The sequence below is a fragment of the Pantoea sp. 1.19 genome (assembly GCF_001922585.1).
In the GTDB taxonomy this organism is placed as follows: Bacteria; Pseudomonadota; Gammaproteobacteria; order Enterobacterales; family Enterobacteriaceae; genus 1-19.
The window spans coordinates 1-855 of record NZ_MRBS01000036.1 but is presented as its reverse complement, the minus strand read 5'-3'; the positions used below and the strand labels follow the sequence as shown (position 1 = coordinate 855).

Here is an 855-nt window from a genome sequence, read left to right as displayed (position 1 = left end):
ATCGGCGGCGGCGCGCTGACGCTGACGGACGGCGGCAGTTCGACGGCGGCCGGCGGCCTGACCGGCGACGGGCGGCTGGTGCTGACGGGCGGCGAACTGCTGCTGTCGCAGGCCAACGCGGGCCTGTCGGGCAGCGCGGCGGTCGGTAAGGGGGCGAGCCTGACCCTGAGCGGTGCGGGCGCGCTGGGCGCGGCGGCGGTGGACGTGGCGGACGGCGGGACGCTGAACCTGCAGGCGGCGCAGACGTTGGGCAACGCGCTGAGCGGCGCGGGGACCGTCAACACCGACGCGGCGGTGACGCTGAGCGGCAGCAACGGCGGGTTCAGCGGGGCGCACGCGGTGGGCGCGGACGGCGCGCTGACGGTAGCGTCTCCGGCGAGCCTGGGCGGCGACGGTGCGACGGTGAACCTGAGCGCGGACGGCGCGCGGCTGGAGCTGAGCGCGCTGAGCGGGGCGATAAACAACGCGCTGTCGGGGACGRCGGGGAGCACGGTGAGCCTGACGGGCGGGAGCCTGGCGTCGGTGGGCGGAAATAACGCGGGCTTCCTGGGCRCCTGGGCGGTGGAGGCGGGCAGCGTGCTGCGCGCGCAGGGCGCGGACAATCTGGGAGGGCAGTCCGGCGTGACGCTGAGCGGGCCGGACAGCGCGCTGAACCTGGCGGGCTGGCGCGGCGCGTTTGGCAACCGGGTAGCCGGGAGCGGTCAGCTGCGGCTGAGCGACGGGTCGGCGGTGACGCTGAGCGGCACGGAGGGGCTGGGGTCGGAGGTTGGGGTGAATGTAGGCGCGGACAGCGCGCTGACGCTGGCGGGGCTGAGCGGCTTTAACCAGGCGCTGACCGGCGGCGGGGCGCTGAAC

Annotated in this window: 1 pseudogene; it reads left to right on the top strand. The window is 75.8% G+C overall.

Annotated features, from left to right (window positions below):
- Positions 1-855, top strand: a pseudogene (locus BS626_RS18670) (hypothetical protein); the annotation flags it as partial.